Raw genomic sequence first — 16,214 nt, 5'->3', positions numbered from 1 at the left:
GGATGCTCTTATTGCGGCTCAGTCGCAAAGCGTAGGTAGGTCGGGCTGGCGCGCGAAGGCAAACATGGTAGCCAACTGCGCGGCCGTAGTACGCGCTTCGGAAAGGGACAGCTCGGCAATTTCGCGTTGGTGTACCCAGCGGACTTCACTAGTTTCCATGGTGTTGCTTTGAATGTCGCCGCCCACTGCGCGGCACAGAATAAAGCATTTGTAAACGTACCACGGCTCTACGGGGTGGGCGTGCAGCTTTTTATCGAACAGGGCCAGCAGGCGTACGGCTTCCACTTCCAGGCCCGTTTCTTCCCGGGCTTCTTTCACGGCCACTTCCTTGGGCGTAAGGCCGATGTCGGCCCAGCCGCCGGGCAGTGTCCAACGGTTGCCATCGACCTTTTCCTGCACCATCAGTACTTCCTCCGTGCCGCGGAATACCACGGCGCGCACGTCCACCTTGGGGGTCTGGTAGCCGGTTTCGTTGGTGAATAGCGGGCCAATTCTCTCAATTGGCTCGTCGGTTAGGCGGTGCAGGATGTCTACGCTCAAGGCGCGGATTTGCTCGTAGCGGTCGGTGTCGTAAACGTTTTCGCTGTAGGTAAGCCCGGTTTGGGCAATGGCTTGCAGCTGCTGGGCAATGCTCAGCCAATCACGATTGGTCATGTTGTGAAAGCAGCGGCTGGTGCCGCGGGCGGCGAGAAGATAGGAAGTAGGGATGAACGCATGACCTACTGGTAGAAAACGCTCAGCCAAAAGCCTCTCATGCCGCATCTGGGTTCAGCATGAGAGGCCCTTATTATTGGCCTGAAGCATAAGGCTTAGGCCAGTAGCACCTTATCCGGTGTGACGGGCAGCTCCCGGATGCGCTTGCCCGTAGCGTTGAAGATGGCGTTCGTAATAGCCGGCGCCACCCCGATGATGGCAATTTCGCCAATGCCCTTGGTGCCCATGGGGTCCACGAGCAGGTCGGGTTTATCGACGAAAACTACATCCACGTGCGGGGCGTCGGCGTGCACGGGTACGTGGTATTCAGCCAGGTCCTTAGTCACGTAGCGGCCGAACCGGTCGTCCATCACGGCCCCTTCAGTCAGGGCCATACCGATGCCGCCTACCGCGCCGCCAATCATCTGGCTACCGGCGGTTTTGTGGTTGGCAATGGTGCCCGCATCGGCACAGGATACCATTTTCGAGACGCGCACTTCGCCGGTGAGGGCGTGTACGCGCACCTCCGCGAAGTGCACCGAAAAGGAGTACATGGAGTACTGCTGCCGCTCGTTGCCGGGGCGGGCTTCGCCCACTACTTCCACTTCCTGGCCATTGTTCTGCTTTTGCAAATCGGCGTAGCTGAGCTTGGCACCGCTGTTGCCGACCAGCGTAAGGTGGTTTTTCTCGAAGCGGATATCCTCCAGTTTGGCTGCGGCGAAGGCTGCGCCGCCCAGCTGCTGCAGCTTTTGGCGCAAGGCAGTGCTAGCCGCTACTACTGCCGAGCCCACGCTGGCCACCGTGGCCGAGCCGCCCTGCGAAGGCGCCTCCGGGAAAAGCGAGTTACCTAGCTCGAAGCTGACTTGCTCCGGCGCCACGCCCAGCGCATCGGCCGCTATCTGTACCATCACGGTGGCGGTGCCGGGGCCGATATCGGTGGTGGCGCTTTGGAACACCACGTGGCCGTTAGCTAATAGGCGGGCGCGGGCTTTGGCCGGGCGGCGGTTGGCTCCAAAGGTGCCCACGCCCATGCCGTAGCCCACAAACCAGTCGCCGTCGCGCACGGTGCCGGGCTTCAGCTGCCGCTTGCTCCAGCCGATGCGTTCGGCACCCATTTGGAAGCATTCTTTCAGGTATTTCGTCGACCACGGCTTGCCATTGTCCGGGTCTTTGTCGGTGTGGTTGCGCAGGCGGAATTCAATGGGGTCCAGGTTGAGCAGGTAGGCCAGCTCGTCCATAGCCGATTCCAAGGCGAAGGCGCCGGTGGCCTCGCCCGGGCCGCGCATCCAGATGGGCGTGCTGATGTCGAGCCCCACGATGCGGTAGCGCGTCGACACATTAGGGCTGAGGTACATCATGCGCGTCTGCTGCAAGGTCGATTCGGTAAACTCCTCGTAGCTCGACGTCTGGCCTACCGATTCGTGCGTGATGCCCACCAGTTTGCCGTCCGGCGTGGCCCCGATGCCGATACGCTGCCAGGTGTAGGGCCGGTAGCCCACCATGGTAAACATCTGCTCCCGCGTCAGCATAAGCTTCACCGGGCGGTTTACCACCTTGGCCGCGATGATGGCGGCCGTCTCGTGCGGCCAGTTGTGTAGGCCATTGCCGAAAGCGCCGCCTACGAAGGTGGCAATGACTTTCACGTTTTCTTCGGGCAGGCCCCAGTCCTTCGCAAAAGCCTTTTGAGTGCCTTTCACAGCCTGCACCTTGTCGTACACGGTCAGCCGATCGGGCGCTTCCCAATGCGCAATAATGCTTTGCAGCTCCATCGGGTTGTGCATCTCTGAGGGGTGGCGGTACTCAGCCTCAAGCTTCACCGGCGCCTGCTTGTACCCGTCCTTCTGGCCCCGGTCGTAGTCGTTCTGCGCCGATTTGGGGTTGCGCTTGGCCTGCGTAGGCAGGAAGCCGCGCTCTTTGTTGCTCTCGAAGTTGGTGCGGTGCTCCTCCGGCGTGTACTGCGCCTTTACGAGCCGCGCGGCGTAGCGGGCCCGCTCCAGCGTATCGGCCACCACAATGGCAATGGGCTGATCGTTGAAGTAAATCTTGTCATCGAAGAACACCCGCAGCGGCTGCCCAATGGTGGGTGGCTCGTCGGGATTGGTGCGGGCGGCATGCCCCGGCACCTTGGGCGAATTCAGGTGGGTGATGACAGCCAGCACGCCCGGCGCCCGCTCCGCCGCCTTGGTATCGATGCTTTTGATGCGGCCCTTGGCAATGGTGCTGCCCACCAGCGCGCTGTGCACCAGGCCCGGCAGCTCGTACTCAGCAGAGTACTTGGCCGCACCCGTTACTTTCAGCCGGCCGTCCACGCGGTTCATCCGGTCGCCGGTGGCTTTGTCTTGCAGAAGTTCGTCTTTCATCGGCGGAAGGGCTTAAGCCACGGAAGCGGCGTTTTTTAAGGCTTGCACAATGGCATTAGGCGACATTTGCAGCTTGTAGGCATTGTGCTTGAAGGCTTTGGCGCCTTGCATGGCTATGTCGGCGGCTTGCCGGAAAGTGGCCTCCGTAGCCGGCTTGCCGACGAGGCTTTTCTCGGCGTCGGTGAGGCGCCAGGGCTTGTGGGCCACGCCGCCCATGGCCAGGCGGGCGTCGCGAATGGTGCTGCCGTCGAGGCTTAGCGCCGCCGCTACCGATACCAGCGCGAAGGCATAAGACGCTCGCTCGCGGATTTTGAGGTAGTGTACGTGCTTCGTAAACGGCCCATCGGGTATTTCCACGGACGTAATCAGCTCACCGGGTTCCAGGTTGGTGTCGCGCTGCGGCGTGTCGCCAGGCAGGCGGTGCAGGTCGGTGAAGGCCACGCGCCGGTCACCTTTGGGGCCGCTTACCAGCACGGTGGCATCGAGGGCGGCCAGGGCCACGCTCATGTCGGAAGGATGCACGGCAATGCACTTGTCGCTGAAGCCGAAGATGGCGTGCATGCGGTTGTGGCCCTCCAGGGCGCCGCAGCCGGAGCCCGGTTCGCGCTTGTTGCAGGGCATAGCCGTGTCGTAGAAGTAGGGGCAGCGGGTGCGCTGCAGCATGTTGCCGCCCACGGTGGCCATGTTGCGCAGCTGGGCCGAAGCGCCGGCATTAAGGGCCTGGGCCAGCAATGGCTGGCGTTCCAGCACCAGCTTGTCCTCCGCCACGGCCCCGTTCAGGGCTAGTGCCCCCACCCGGATGCTGCCATTCTGCTTCTCGATCTTGGCCAGCGGCAGCTTGTTGATGTCGATAAGCTTTTGGGGCGTCATCACCCCGCGCTTCATCAGATCGAGCAGGTTGGTGCCGCCGGCAATGAACTGGGCCTGCGGGTCGCGGGCCAGCGCGTCGATGGCGGCTTTCGGCTTGGTCGCGCGTACGTATTGGAACTGGTTCATAGTAGCTGCGTGCTATACCTTCTGACCGCCGTTTTTGACTTCCTGAATGGCCGCCACGATGTTGGGATAGGCGCCGCAACGGCAGATGTTGCCGCTCATAAACTCCTTTATTTCCCCCTCCGAGTTGGCGTGCCCCTCCCGGATACAGGCCACCGCCGACATGATCTGGCCCGGCGTGCAGTAGCCGCACTGGAAGCCGTCGTGCTTCAGGAAAGCTTCCTGCATGGGGTGCAGTTTGTCGCCGTCGGCGAGGCCTTCGATGGTCGTGACTTTCTTGCCCTCTTGCATCACGGCCAGCGTCAGGCAGCTATTTACGCGCTGCCCATCCACGTGCACGGTGCAGGCACCGCACTGGCCGTAGTCGCAGCCCTTCTTGGTGCCGGTGAGGTTTAGCTGTTCGCGCAGCAAATCCAGCAGCGTGGTGCGCGGTTCCACCGAGAGCTTGTACTTCTTGCCGTTGACGTCCAGGCGCAGCGGCATCTTCTCGAAAGCGGCTGCCACTTTTTCGTCGAACTCCGCTGCCGCGGCCTGCACAATGGGGCCGGGCGTGAGGGCCAGCGCCGTCAGCAGCGACGACTGCTTCAGGAAGGTGCGCCGGGCTTCGTTGTGGCCGCAGCCGCTGGGTGACGGTTGCGGAGGCTGTTCGTTTTCCATGGCTAGGGGAATCGGTGCTAAGAAATGGATCTGCGGATATGCAGACCCTGTTTTGCGGCTTGCACGCAAACTCTGGCTGTACGCACCGAGTGGTATTTCGTTAAGGATAAGGTGCCGCAGAAGCGACGAGCATTCGGACACCAGTGGTTGATTGGATGTGTATTGATGTAAAGCCGCGTCACAATTCGCGGATACGGCGTTTTCCACCCGGCTAGGGACGCATATAAAACACCAGCGGCTCGTCTGGGGTAGACGAGCCGCTGGTGTTGGCAAAGGGAGGGAAGGTCGGTTAGTTCAGCACGAGCTTGTGCGTGAGCGTGCCAGCTTCGGTGCGTACCTGCAGGGTGTACACGCCGGCGGGCAGGTGCTGCACCGCGAAGGGGCGCTGCAGCAGGCGGCCAGTCAGCGCCACGTTTTCGGTGCGTAGTACTTGGCCCAGGCTATTCACCAGGCGCAGTTCGGCGCTGCTGCCCGTCAGGCCTGCGGCCGATACGGTCACCTGGTCACCCGAAGCGGGGTTGGGGAATACTTGCAGCTCGGCACCACTCAGGCGGTTGGGCTGCAAAGCCAGCGGACGTTGCGCGTTTAGGTGCAGCACGAAGCGGGTGGGCTGCAGGCCTTGCGCCAGTTGGGCCGAATATGCTCCTTGACGCAGGTCGTGCCAGGTGCCGGTCTGCCGGTCTTCCAGGTACAGCGTGGCGCTGGCCGGGAAGTTGACAAGCTGCTCGGGCGCAAAGGTGAAGTTGCCCGCTTGCGGAGCGTTGACAACCAGCGGCAGGCTCATCGTCTGGGTGCCGGTGGGCAGGCCCTGGATGGAAAGCATGTCGGCGCCCGCTTGCTGGTACAGCGTCGGCTGCTGACCGCCGTTGAGTTGCACTTTCAGCGCGTCGAATTGGCTATCGAAGCCCACGGTGGCCCCAACTTGCTGATACACGTACAGCACATCGGCCGTAGCCGGGCCATTGGCCGAGCGCAGCGCCAAAGCCAGCAGCGGGCGCGTCTCCTGGGTGCGGTTCAGCGCCGGGTTTTGCAGCGTCGTGGTGCGGTGCGTGTTGTTCAGGGCCAGCGTGGGCGAGCCGCTGTTGGCCCGCACGAAGAAGCCCTGGCCCATAGCAATCAGTTGAGCTCCCGGTGCGCCCACGCCATTGACGTAGCTGACGTAGCCGCCCGCGTACGGCCCGGTGGAGCGGTACACGTAAGCCGCGGCGTCGATGCCGCTGGGCAGCGTCACCGCCGACCAGTTCAGCGGCGAGGGGTAGGGGTTGCCCACCAGGTTCCAGCCTTGGCCCGCGCTGCCGCGCATCAGCGGAATGTTGATGGTACCGTTGTTCAGCGCACCCACGAAATCAACCATCTGCGGCGCGAGCTGCACGGTGTAGCCGCGGCCTGGCGTAAGAGCATCGTTCAGGCTGTTCGGCGATTCCCAGCCGGCATCGAAAGTGTTGCCGCCGCCCGGCATCAACCGCATTTCGTTGTAACCGAATACCGTGGGGAAGGGCGTTACCTGGGCTGGATTGGCAGCGCCATTGAAGGCCGGGTTTACCACCGGCGTAAAGCCAGAAGCTTGCAGATCGGCTACGGTGCTGCCGCTTACCGGGGCGCTCAAGTGGCGGTAGCCGGCACCCGCGTTCAGGCTCGGGTCGATCCAGCGCTGCACCGTGGCATTGCCTTGTACCACGCCGCCGTTGTTGTACACCGAGGCCGTGCTGGTAGCATCCGAAATCAACGTCAGCATCTGGCCATTGGTGTTCAGATTGCCGCCGAGCATCAACAGGCCATGCACCCGGATGGGGCTTACCAATTGGGCGCCACCGGCCCCAATGGTCAGGTTGCCAAATTCGGTAACGCTGTTGCCGCCAATGTCATCCATGGTAGCACCCGCCATGCTCACGGTGCCGCCAGTTTGGTCGAAGAAGCCGCTGTTCTGGAACTGTCCCATGACGGAGAAGGTGCCGCCGGTCAGTGTCAGACGGCCGCCGCTCAGGATGGTAATGCTGCCCACCGTAGCATTGGCGCTAATGACAGGGTAGCGCGTCATGCCGGCCGGAATGGTGATGTTGTCGCTGTGCGTAGGTACGGCGCCGCAGGCCCAGTTGGCCGCGTTGTTCCAATCGGTGCTGACGCTGCCGCTCCAGGTAAAGGCACCGCCCACGTTCACCGTTACGTTGCGTTCGGTATAGCAGCCGCTGTTAACGTTGGTAGCGCGCACTGTATAGGTGGTGCTGGTGGTGGGATTGGCTGTCACCGAGGCCGCGTTGCTGGCGCTGAGGCCCGCGGTGGGCGTCCAGCTGTAAGCCAGGCCCTGGCGGATGTTGGTGGGGTTGTTGATCCAGGTAGGGGCCGCCGTGCTGGCGCCGAGCGTGCCGTTGTTGCCGTTGCCGGTGTAGTCCACAAACGTGGATCCTGAGCCCTCGTCGAGGCGGAAATACGCTACTAGGCCGGGCTGCGTGGCCAGTACGGTCTTGTTGTAATCAGCCAAAATCTCCGCTTCCGAACGCGCCACGTTCCACACGCGCAGCTCATCGGCCTGGCCGTTGTAGAACTCGCTGAAGCCCGGCTGCGTGCCCATCATCAGTGCATTCGTATTCTGCGCGATGGTGCCAGTCATAGCCTGCTCAAAGCGCTTGGTACCGTCGATGAAAATCTTGACGGTGGCGCCGTCGTAAGTGGCTGCCACGTGGTGCCAAGTACCCTTAAAGGCGGTGTAAGGCAACGAGAACACGCGCCACGTACCGCCGATGTGCATCCACAGGCTCAGGTCGTCCCAGCGGTTGTCGGTGCGCGGAAAGATGTAGCCGGTATTAGCGCTGTTGTTCGATTTGCTGAGCACATTCTGGATGCTGGAGCCTGCGCCGTTGGCATTGATCCAACCCTCGATGGTCAGGGCCGAAGTCAAATTCAGGCTGGCGCTGTGCGCGATGGTTGCCTGGTCGTTGGTGCCATCAAACTGCAGTCCGCGGCCGGCCACGGAGGCCGTGCCGTTGCTGCCGGTGGCAGTGAGCATAGTGGAGCCGCCCGCGCATATGGTAGTATTCGTCGGCGAGACCGATAAGGTGGGTACCACGTCGGCCATCACGTTGAAGGGCACCGAAGTGGCCGTGCAGCCGGCATCGTTGGTCATTCGCACCGAGTAGGCGCCGCTGGTCGTGATGTTGGACAAGCCCGGGCCGTTGGCGCCGGTCACGCTGGCGGCCAGGTCCACGCCGTTGCGGGCCCACTGGTAGCTCGCCGACTCTTCCGACAGCGCTACCGCGTCAATCTCATTCCAGTCCGACACGGCTTGGGAGTTGAGCGCAATGCGCACGTCGCGCACGGCGAAGGCCGTTTGCGGGAAATTGATGTTCAGGATGCGCGAGTTGGAGCCGGCGGACGCCGCCGTGGCCGTGTACACCGGCACCCAGGCCTGGGTATTGGGGTTGCGCACATACACCGTGTCAATGGCACCGGGCCTGTTCGTCTCCCAAATCAGGATGCGCTTGGCCGGTCGCGGGTTATCGAAGCGCAGTACCAAATATTCGCGCGAATTGTCGGCAGTACCGCTGGCCCAGGCGCCGCTGATGTCGCCGTGCCGCGGGTATACATCCGGGGCGCCAAGGGCCTGAGCTGCGGCCCAAGAAGTGTTGTTGTATTCCGAACTGAATCGGAGCACCGAAGAGGCGTAGCGCAGGGGGGTGCTGCTGAGGGTGGTGCTCAGACTCACCTGCCCGTTGCACACGGAGGCCGACCCATCGGGCACCACAGGGGGAGCGGGGCATTGCGCCTGGGCGCTGGCAGCCAGGCTACCCAGCAGGATAAACAGTGGTAAACTCTTGTTCATAGCAGAGAAAAAGGACGGAATGGAAGCATTGCTTCTCGAGGGCCGCAGCGGAGGCGGGCACTCCTAGAAAGAACCCTGCAAAGGACCCATTATGCCTTGCACTGATCAATGACATATTTGGGTTTAAGCCCGGCCGCAAGGCCACATGATGATGTGATGCGCCGCGTTTGTTTTCAGCAATGGCCATTGCTTGCAGCCTGTTATGCGGCTTCGTAAATCGGAGCTACCCCGAAGCTTTGTTCCTGCGGCTAACTTGTTGCTGCCGACTCGGCACACGAGCAAATACCGCTGACACTTTCAGCGAGTAATCGGCTTTGTCTGGCTAGTATTTTAATGTATTCGGCAGGCCTCCCGAATACATTATGCTACTTGGGTGTTGCTTGCATCGTGGCGTGCGCTGCTCTCACTACTTATGCTCGATTCTCATCACAACCCCGGGGTGGACAACAATTCGGTAGAAGCCTTACGGCATGCCCTGGCCCGGGCCGAAGCCCGAATTCAAGAGCTGGAAACCCTGGCTCGGATTCCGGAGCGCAACCCCAATCCCATCCTGCGGCTTGACGCGACGGGCCGGATTGTGTACGGCAACGCTGCCGGCCAGCGCCTGTGGCATACTATGGCGGCGGACGACAAGCGCGCCATCGGTGTGCGGCTGCGCGAGGTAGTGCGGGGGGCGCTGCAGGAAGAGGGCAAGACCGAACTCGAAGTAGAGGCGCTGGGACGGCAGTACACGCTATATGTAGTGGCAGATCCGGTCGATGGCTTCGTCAATGTGTATTTGGTGGACGTGACGGAGCGACGCCTGGCCGAGCAGCGCTTGGCCGAGCAGCGCCACTTCTACGAAACCATTCTGGACGAGCTGCCCGTGGAGGTGGTTACGTTGGATACCGAGCGGCGCTACCTCTATGCCAACCCCCACGCCGTGCCTGAGCCGGAGGCCCGCCAGTGGCTGATCGGCCGTACCGTGATGGATTACTGCGAGCGGTTTGGCTACCCGCTCGAGCTAGCCGAATACCGTCACCGCATGTTTGATCGGGTGGCGGCTGAGCAAGGCCTGATCGAGTGGGAGGACACTACGCCCCACCCGACGGGCGTGCATTATCACCGCCGGGCGTTTAAAGCCATTACGCAGCCCAGCGGTACTTTTTACATGATGCTCGGCTACGGGCTCGATACCACGGCCCAACGCGAAGCCGAGCGCCAACTGGCTGCCCAACGTCAGTTCTACGAAACCATTCTGAATCATTTGCCGGCCGATGTGGTCGTGTTCGATGCCGAGCACCGCTACCGCTTCGTCAATCCCGGCGCTGTCAAAAACGCTGAGGTCCGGGAGTGGATCATCGGCAAAAACGACTTCGAATACTGCGAATACCGGCAGCGCCCGGTGGACTTGGCAACCCGCCGCGCCGAGTTGTTTCAGCAGGCCGTGGCCACGCGGGAGCGGGTAGCTTGGGAAGAGAAATTTGAGCACCCGGATGGCCGTGTGGAGTACGCCCTGCGTCACTTCGAGCCCGTGGTAAACGAAGCTGGCGAGGTGCACTTGGTTATTGGCTACGGCAGCGACATCACGCAGCGCCGCCTCACCGAAGAGCGGTTGCGGGCCAGTGAGCATCAGTTGCGCGAACAGCAGGCCTTCACGCAGCAGGTATTCCGCACCTTGCCCAGCCTTGTGTACGTGCGAAATGCCGCGGGGCAGATGCTGTTCCAGAACCCGGCCACGACGCAGCTGTTGTCAGGGACCAGCTACCGGGCCGAGTTGGCCAAGGACCCGCAAAGCCCGCAGGCGAAGGAAGCGGCTAAGTACGCAGCCGTGGATGCCCATGTGCTGGCCACCGGCGGCGAAATTCGCACCGAAGATTCTTTGACCCTGGATACGGGCGAGGTGCTCTGGTTTCAGACGGTGAAGCGCCCGCTCTACCACGCCGACGGCAGCGTGCACGTGCTGGGCGTAAGCACCGACATTACTGAGCTCAAGCGGGCCACCGAAGCAGCGCAAGCTGCCGCCCGAGCCCGCGAAAATTTCCTGGCCAACATGAGCCATGAAATTCGCACCCCGCTCAACGGCGTGCTCGGCTACGCCAACTTGCTGGCCAAAACGCAGCTCACCGCCCAGCAGCAGCAGCAGCTGAACGTGATTCGTTCTTCGGGGCAGCACCTGCTGGCCATCGTCAACGATGTGCTGGACATGGCCAAGATCAACTCTGGCAAGCTGGAGTTTGAGCAAACCCCCTTCAACCTGTGCGACTCCATGGGCGAAGCTGTGCAGGGCCTGGCCTTACAGGCCGCCCAAAAAGGTCTCACCTTCCTGGCGCAGCCCCTTAAGCTCACCTGCCCGTACCCCTGGGTTATCGGCGACCCGCACCGCCTGAATCAGGTGCTCATCAACCTGGTGGCCAACGCTGTGAAGTTCACCCAGAAGGGCACCGTATCGGTAGCCGGACGCATGATCGGCGAAACGGACGACACCCTCACGGCTGAGTTCAGTGTGAGCGACACGGGCCCTGGCATTCCGGCCAACCGCCTGGAGCGCATCTTCGAGGACTTTACCCAAGCCTATGCCGATACCACGCGCCACTTTGGCGGCACTGGGCTGGGCCTGAGCATCAGCCGGGCGTTGGTGGAGCAGATGGGCGGCACCATGCGCGTCGAAAGCGAAGTAGGCCGCGGCAGTACCTTCTCCTTTACCGTTACGCTGCCCAAAACGCGGGCCGTGGTACCGGCAGAAGAAGCACCTACCCCCGCCGACCACCGACTGGCCGGCACACGGGTGTTGCTGGTGGAGGATAATGACATAAACCGCGACATTGCCCGCATGCTGCTGGAGGAATGGGGTGTGGAGGTAGATGAAGCCGCCGACGGCTTTGCCGCGCTGGCTTTGTTTGAGCAGCACCCCTACGACGCCGTGCTGATGGACATTCAGATGCCCGGTATGAATGGTCTGGAAGCCACGGCTGCCATCCGGGCCCACGCCGATGCTGGCAAGGCGCAGGTGCCCATTTTGGCCCTGACGGCTAACGCCTTCCGCTCCGACAACGAGCGGTACCTGGCCGCGGGCATGAACGATACGCTCGCCAAGCCTTTCGAAGAAAGCGAGCTGTATGCCAAATTGGAAGGCCTGCTGTTAAAGCCTCAGCGCAGCTACGATCTGACGAAGCTGCGCGAAATGGCCCGCGGCAAAGACGCCTTTGTGCACCGCATCATCCGTTCCTTCCTCGATAACATGCCGGCCAGCATGGAGCAGATTCAGGCCGCGGCCGCCGCCGGGGAATGGGTGAAAGTGGCCGAGCTGGTGCACCACATCAAGCCTTCCCTGGCGTCCTTAGGCGTGCAGCAGGTAGACGAAGCCGTGCGGCGCCTGGAGGAGGGCCGCCACACGCAAGTGTTGCTAAACCGGGCTTTGAACGACGAAATGGTGCGCCACCTGTGCACCGTAGTCGAACAGGTACTGCAGGAGCTGCCAGCCGAATTGCCAGCCTAAACCTGCCCAGCCCTAGAGGCTGCGCAGGCGCTGGTAAAACTCGTCCTGGTACGACTTGCCCACGGGTACCTCGTAGCTGCCCAGTTGCAGCATGCTGTCCTGCACCGATTCGATGCGGTGCATATTGACCATGTAGGAGCGGTGCACGCGCATAAACTGGCTGAAGGGCAGTCGTTCCTCCAGGGCTTTCAGCGTGATGTAGACGATGTGCTTCTGCTTGGCCGTGACCAGCACCGAGTAGGTGGACATGGCTTCAATGAACAGTACATCGTTGAAGTCGAGCCGGAGCAGTTTGTTGTTGGTCTTGACAAACAGCGTGGCGTCGTTGGCCTCGATGCTAGGCGCTACAGATGGGGCCTCGGCTGCAGTCTGGCGCTGATCCAAAGCCCGGGTTACGGCTTGGCTGAACCGGCTGTAATCCACGGGCTTGACCAGGTAATCGAGCACCTGCAGGGCAAAGGCATCGACAGCAAAATTGGCGTGGCTGGTAACCAGCACCACCTGCGGCTGCGGTTCAGGCAGCACCTTCACCAGCTCCAGGCCGCTGAGCTGGGGCATTTCAATGTCGAGAAACAGCAGATCGACCTGGGTACCGCCGCGCAGCAGGTTCAGCGCCTGCACTGCATCCGGCAGCGAAGCCACCAGCTCCAGCGTGTCGGTCATGTCCACAAAATGCTCCAGCGTAAGGCGGTTGATTTCGTTGTCGTCGATGATCAGGCAGCGCAGCTTGGAAGGGCCAGGAGTAGGCATATGGCAAAAAGTGGTAGTGAGAAACGCTTAAGGCGAGTGCAACGCACCATGTAGCCGGCTGCAGTTGGGCGAATTCGCGCAACTTACTTATTTATCCAAAATCGATCAATCAGCTTCCTGATCCAGCAAACAAGCCAAAGCCCCACACCGCATCGGGCGTGAGGCTTTGGAACTGATATCAAAGGCTATGATTTACGGGCGCACAACCAACGCTTTGCTGATGGCGGCATCGGCCGTGGTGATGCGCATGGTGTAGGGGCCCGCGGGCAAGGCATGCGTGGCCAGGGTCGTTTCGGTGTGGGTCAGGGCCTGCTGCAGCACCACCTTGCCGAAACGGTCAATCAGGTGAAGCTGAGCGGGCTGCTGCAGGTGCTCCTGCGGCAGGCGAATGGTGCAGCGTCCATCAATGGTCGGGTTCGGATACAGTGCCACCGTTTGGTCGTTGAAGATGCTGGCTGGTACGCTGACGAATTCCCGGGGGCCTTTGCTTTTGGCAGAACCCATGCGCGCAATAAAGCCCGCAGCAGAGCCGCCGCTCAAGGTCACAGACCCAAACTGGGCGCTCTGATCAAAACGCCCGACCACGCAGGCACGCTGGGCGGCATCCAGGCTTAGGGCTGAACTGCTGAGGGTAGGGGAGCCGGTCAGGTCTTCGCTCCAGTCTACCTGGCCGCCAGCATTGAGCTTCAGCAGGGTGCTGGCAGCCGTGTAACTGCTGCCGAAGCCGCCTTCGCGGTTGAGTAGCACGTAGCTGTGGCCATTGGTGGTGCTAGCCAGCGCGGCAGGCATTTCATTGAGTGCGGTGCTGGGCAGTTGGCGCACCCAGCGTGGCTGGCCCGTTTCGTCGTAGCTGGCCAGGAACGTGTCGGAGCCTCCCGTTGATACTAGGTTTTGGCTGCCAATAGTCGTGGTGCCTTGGAACTGACCAAGCAGCAGGTAGCCGTTGGAGGCGTTGGCTACGAGGCGGCTGGCAAAGTCCACGCCGGAGCCAACCAGCCGTACCCACTGCAGGGCACCCGACTGCTGCTGAAAGCGCGTCACGAAGGCTGTAGCATTGGGGGCGTACAGCGTAGTGCCGCCCAACGTCAGGTCCCGGTTGAAATACCCCGAAACGTAGCCGTTGCCCTGCGCATCGAGGCTAACGCTCAGGCCACTGCTGGCAATGCCAGTGCTCTGTGCCGTCTGGGTCCAGCGCAGGGTGCCAGCCGGTGTATAGCTCGATACAAAGAACTGGTATTTGGTATCGTTGGTAATGCCGCCGGTTACGTAGCAGTTGCCGTTGGCATCGGTGGTAATGGCAGCACCGCCCAAGCTGGCGTAGGAGTCGTTGCCGCTGCGGCGCAGCCAGCTTACCTCGCCGTCAGCACTGCAGCGGCCTACCATTACGGCGTTCCACTGCGGGAAAGAATAGGGTGCTGGCAGCGTTTGGCCTTGTCCGTAGTTAACGGCACCCAACAAAGTACCGGTAAAGTAGCAGTTGCCGGTGGCGTCTACTGTTATGGCCTTGGGCATAATGTTGGCGTCGGGACCACCAAAATGCGTGGCCCAGAGGGCCGTGCCCGTCGGCGAGAACTTGGCAATAAAGCCATCGGTGTCGCCGTAATAAGGGTTTTGGTTGTAGCTCGTTAGCTGTACGTTGCCGAACTGGGCCACGCCCTGAAAACGGCCAATTACGTAGCTATTGCCTTGGGCATCCGTTGCTACGGACGTAGGCTGGGCGTTGAGGCTCATGGCCCATTGCCACTGGGGAGAATTATCAGCTACTGCCAACCGCGAACAGATCAACAGCAAAAAAGTAAAGTAAAAACGTTGAAACATATTGGGTGGAATATCGGTGGAACCATGCTTGCCCTACAACGCCAAGCCCCATCGAGAGGCTTAGCAACCTCCACCTCGCAGATAAATATTCAGCTTGTAATATTTCTAGCTGATATTATTTGGAGGGATTGATAGTTCAAATAAAAATGAAAAAAGGCCAACATGTAACTGTTGACCTTAACTATTTTTTTATTGAACAAAAGAAAGTAGTTCGAAGCTCAACCTTTAAAATCGGCGCTCTATAGGATAGTACCAATGCAGCAGCGGCAGCAGAATAATTACGGGCAACGGGGATACGATAAAGTCAATTAGGCGGCGACCCAGCTTGTAAGCCCACTGAATATCGCCGCCGAGTTTGCCGCCGAGCAGAAGTACGGCACTGGCCACAAACACAGCGCCATAAAGTAGCAGGGCCAGGCGCATGGCGCGGGGCTGGAAGATGAGCAGACGCAGCAGCAACAGGCAAGTAGCAGTGTACAGCAACCCATAGCTGAGCATGGCCGGCAGGCTGCGAGTAGTTACCTGCCCGCTGATACCGCTTTGAATGCGCTGAGCTACGCTGTCGAGGCCTACGAGTTGCAGGACACTAGCCCAGAACTTGGTCAGCAGTGCAAAAACGACCACGTCGTAAGTACCGACCCAGAATAGCATCAGCGCCAATACTGCGGCCGCTCCCCACCGCAGCCAGTGCGAAACCGTGCGGGGCAACACCCCTGTCTCAAGCATGAGCAGCGCGGTTGGGAATGGCAAAGCGGCGCACCCACAGCATCCAGAGCAGGAAGATGCAACCATACACCACAAACGAGAAGGTATAGTGGTGATTGAAGTCTACGGTGCTGCGGGAGTACAAGTGATTCAGGGCCAGGGCGCCCACGCGCACGATGTTGAGCGCGTAAATGGCTGCCATGCCCGCCGCCATGAAGGGCAGCTTACGCCGCCATCCGCCGCCCGGAAAGGCCAGGACAAACCCAACAAACAAAGCATATAGCACCAGGCCGTTGCACGGGTCGCCTACCCACACGGTGGCTTGGCCATCCACGGATACCACCCGATCGAGGGTGGAGGCGTTCATACCTACGACGCGCAGCGCCGCGGCACTGGCCGAGGCTATGTTAAGCGAAAGAGCCGTATCGAGTTGGCCAGCAGGCTTCAGCCACAGTTCGTAGCCAAAAAACCAGACCAGGTACAGCCCAACAGCGGTAAGCAAAAAGCGGCGCAGCTGCCGGGGGTTAGAAGCGTAGGATTGCATCACGTAAACTTAGCAAGGAAAGCGTTTGGCTGTGCTTGGTGGGAGCTGGTTAGCTGGAAAGCTCTACCGGCAACGGCGCAAACGCCGATCAAAATTGAGGCCGGTGGCAGTAATCGTAAGGCCTGAATCAGGAATGGTAACAGGCCACTGACAGCGGCACCGGCATTGGCTGACGCCCGGGTTATGTCAACAAGGATTTTATGACCTGTATTCAAGATAGATACTATTCCGAATCGAAAACCATTCAGTACATTTCAGGGAGAAATTGTTCAGCTGAGTAGCAGCGTCAGTAGCCTTGTCTTTGTCTTGTATAAGTTGTTGTTTATCAGGTTGCTGAATTGGCTTCTGGTGGATGAGAGCCAGCGAGGCGAGAAAGGTTTGCAAGACTAGCCTATCGCC

The 16,214-nt window shown here is 60.8% G+C and carries 10 protein-coding genes; 1 reads left to right on the top strand and 9 read right to left on the bottom strand.

From position 1 onward, the window contains the following. Positions 1–18: 18 nt before the first annotated feature. The 5 genes from AC5FXY_RS13485 to AC5FXY_RS13465 all read right to left on the bottom strand — a co-directional run bounded on the left by AC5FXY_RS13485 (position 19) and on the right by AC5FXY_RS13465 (position 8,520). On the bottom strand, positions 19–654 hold the full coding sequence (locus tag AC5FXY_RS13485) for an NUDIX hydrolase (RefSeq protein ID WP_493557208.1): 636 nt from the start codon (positions 652–654) through the stop codon (positions 19–21). A 155-nt stretch (positions 655–809) separates the two neighbouring features. Next, positions 810–3,053, bottom strand: coding sequence for a xanthine dehydrogenase family protein molybdopterin-binding subunit (locus tag AC5FXY_RS13480; RefSeq protein WP_493557207.1), 2,244 nt, complete (start codon positions 3,051–3,053; stop codon positions 810–812). Between the two features lie 12 nt (positions 3,054–3,065). Further along, positions 3,066–4,049: an FAD binding domain-containing protein gene (locus AC5FXY_RS13475; protein ID WP_493557206.1), complete on the bottom strand. Its 984-nt coding sequence runs from the start codon at positions 4,047–4,049 to the stop codon at positions 3,066–3,068. A gap of 12 nt (positions 4,050–4,061) precedes the next feature. Beyond that, positions 4,062–4,703: a (2Fe-2S)-binding protein gene (locus AC5FXY_RS13470; protein ID WP_493557205.1), complete on the bottom strand. Its 642-nt coding sequence runs from the start codon at positions 4,701–4,703 to the stop codon at positions 4,062–4,064. Between the two features lie 289 nt (positions 4,704–4,992). Further along, positions 4,993–8,520 (bottom strand): T9SS type A sorting domain-containing protein, encoded by a 3,528-nt coding sequence (locus AC5FXY_RS13465; protein WP_493557204.1) that lies wholly within the window; start codon positions 8,518–8,520, stop codon positions 4,993–4,995. A 412-nt stretch (positions 8,521–8,932) separates the two neighbouring features. Here AC5FXY_RS13465 and AC5FXY_RS13460 point away from each other — a divergent pair, with 412 nt between their 5' ends. Further along, the gene (locus tag AC5FXY_RS13460) at positions 8,933–11,998 is read left to right on the top strand and encodes a PAS domain-containing sensor histidine kinase (RefSeq protein WP_493557203.1); all 3,066 of its coding nucleotides are present in this window, start codon (positions 8,933–8,935) and stop codon (positions 11,996–11,998) included. A 12-nt stretch (positions 11,999–12,010) separates the two neighbouring features. On the opposite strand, the gene AC5FXY_RS13455 is transcribed toward AC5FXY_RS13460, so the two are convergent. From AC5FXY_RS13455 to xrtX, 4 genes are all read right to left on the bottom strand, one after another. Beyond that, positions 12,011–12,748 carry a LytR/AlgR family response regulator transcription factor gene (locus AC5FXY_RS13455; RefSeq protein WP_493557202.1) on the bottom strand — a complete coding sequence of 246 codons (738 nt, stop codon included), beginning with the start codon at positions 12,746–12,748 and terminating at the stop codon, positions 12,011–12,013. A 192-nt stretch (positions 12,749–12,940) separates the two neighbouring features. After that, entirely contained in the window at positions 12,941–14,566 is a 1,626-nt protein-coding gene (locus tag AC5FXY_RS13450; RefSeq protein WP_493557201.1) for a T9SS type A sorting domain-containing protein, read from the bottom strand. A gap of 225 nt (positions 14,567–14,791) precedes the next feature. Then, positions 14,792–15,292, bottom strand: a complete 501-nt coding sequence (locus AC5FXY_RS13445; RefSeq protein WP_493557200.1) for an XrtX-associated membrane protein — start codon at positions 15,290–15,292, stop codon at positions 14,792–14,794. Then, positions 15,285–15,815, bottom strand: a complete 531-nt coding sequence (xrtX, locus tag AC5FXY_RS13440) for an exosortase X (RefSeq protein WP_493557211.1) — start codon at positions 15,813–15,815, stop codon at positions 15,285–15,287. Before xrtX ends, AC5FXY_RS13445 begins: the two co-directional genes overlap by 8 nt. Positions 15,816–16,214: the final 399 nt, after the last annotated feature.

This window comes from Hymenobacter sp. FMD4, assembly GCF_058932745.1.
The sequence above is the reverse complement of the archived record's forward strand: the minus strand, read 5'-3'. Positions and strand labels throughout refer to the sequence as shown.

Bases quoted from the DNA above. Each gene is read 5' to 3' on its own strand.
- AC5FXY_RS13485 (WP_493557208.1), bottom strand. From the start codon at position 654: ATGACCAATCGTGATTGGCTGAGCATTGCCCAGCAGCTGCAAGCCATT.
- AC5FXY_RS13480 (WP_493557207.1), bottom strand. From the start codon at position 3,053: ATGAAAGACGAACTTCTGCAAGACAAAGCCACCGGCGACCGGATGAAC.
- AC5FXY_RS13475 (WP_493557206.1), bottom strand. From the start codon at position 4,049: ATGAACCAGTTCCAATACGTACGCGCGACCAAGCCGAAAGCCGCCATC.
- AC5FXY_RS13470 (WP_493557205.1), bottom strand. From the start codon at position 4,703: ATGGAAAACGAACAGCCTCCGCAACCGTCACCCAGCGGCTGCGGCCAC.
- AC5FXY_RS13465 (WP_493557204.1), bottom strand. From the start codon at position 8,520: ATGAACAAGAGTTTACCACTGTTTATCCTGCTGGGTAGCCTGGCTGCC.
- AC5FXY_RS13460 (WP_493557203.1), top strand. From the start codon at position 8,933: ATGCTCGATTCTCATCACAACCCCGGGGTGGACAACAATTCGGTAGAA.
- AC5FXY_RS13455 (WP_493557202.1), bottom strand. From the start codon at position 12,748: ATGCCTACTCCTGGCCCTTCCAAGCTGCGCTGCCTGATCATCGACGAC.
- AC5FXY_RS13450 (WP_493557201.1), bottom strand. From the start codon at position 14,566: ATGTTTCAACGTTTTTACTTTACTTTTTTGCTGTTGATCTGTTCGCGG.
- AC5FXY_RS13445 (WP_493557200.1), bottom strand. From the start codon at position 15,292: ATGCTTGAGACAGGGGTGTTGCCCCGCACGGTTTCGCACTGGCTGCGG.
- xrtX (WP_493557211.1), bottom strand. From the start codon at position 15,815: ATGCAATCCTACGCTTCTAACCCCCGGCAGCTGCGCCGCTTTTTGCTT.